Annotated in this window: 1 pseudogene; it reads right to left on the bottom strand. The window is 71.7% G+C overall.

From position 1 onward, the window contains the following. Positions 1 to 153: 153 nt before the first annotated feature. A pseudogene (locus CCN51_RS58455) lies at positions 154 to 466 on the bottom strand (LLM class F420-dependent oxidoreductase); the annotation flags it as partial.

Genomic DNA, 466 nt, shown 5'->3' with positions numbered 1-466 from the left:
CGGCGGCCCGGGAACCGAGCCCGAGCAGTTCGCTGATGTAGATGGAGGTGAACGGGAAGCACAGGCCGTTGCCCAGGGTGGACAGCAGCAGACACCCCATGAGCAGGCGAAAGCGCCGCCCCAGGACCTCGCGGGGCTCCGCTGTGCCAGCCGTCAAGAAGCCCGCCCGGGGCCAGAGCCCAGCGCCTCGCGCACCTTCAGCAGCTCCTCCACCTGGCGCAGGTCGTACGGCGCGGCCAGGGACAGCACCACATGGACCGCACCGGCCTCGGCGAAGCCCTCCACGAGCGGCAGCTGGTCCGGGTTGACCATGACCGTACGGGCCACCTCGCCCGGGTCGCGGCCCACGCGCTCGCACCACTGGTCCAGCACGCCGTTCAGCTCGCGGAAGTCGGCGACCGGATCCTCGGAGGCCCAGCCGTACCAGTTCCACCAGTCCGCCTCGCGGGCCACCAGCTCCAGGGTG

Origin of the sequence: Streptomyces milbemycinicus (assembly GCF_002154605.1) — a bacterium.
Classification (GTDB): Bacteria; Actinomycetota; Actinomycetes; order Streptomycetales; family Streptomycetaceae; genus Streptomyces; species Streptomyces milbemycinicus.
Note: the sequence above shows the minus strand (reverse complement) of the source record. Positions and strands in the feature narration are given on the sequence as shown.